Raw genomic sequence first — 385 nt, forward strand, 5'->3', positions numbered from 1 at the left:
GCATCATCCGCTTTGCCGGCTGGCCGAGAGCCTTTTCGACGGTCTCCACGAATGTCATCAGGTTTTCGGGCTGGCCGCCGCCGATGTTGACAACGCGGAACGGCGCCTGATGCGAAAGCGTTTCGACTGCTTCGTCATCCACGCGGTTGTCTTCCGATGGAACAACGCGAGAAAGGCGGACGATCGCTTCCACCAGATCATCGATATAGGTGAAGTCGCGGCTCATCTTGCCTTCGCCATAGATCTCGATCGGCTGATCTTCCAGCATGCTCTTCACGAATTTGAAGAGCGCCATGTCGGGGCGGCCCCACGGACCGTAGACGGTGAAGAACCGGAAAGCTGTCGTCGGGACCTTGTAGAGATGCGCATAGCTGTGCGCCATCAA

The 385-nt window shown here is 57.9% G+C and carries 1 protein-coding gene; it reads right to left on the reverse strand.

The genetic code is table 11. The annotated features are described in order from the left end of the window. On the reverse strand, nt 1–385 hold a 385-nt coding region (locus JNB88_RS33230; RefSeq protein WP_220359177.1), incomplete at both ends, for an NAD-dependent epimerase/dehydratase family protein.

The sequence above is a fragment of the Rhizobium cauense genome (assembly GCF_019511525.1).
Taxonomy (GTDB): Bacteria; Pseudomonadota; Alphaproteobacteria; order Rhizobiales; family Rhizobiaceae; genus Rhizobium; species Rhizobium cauense.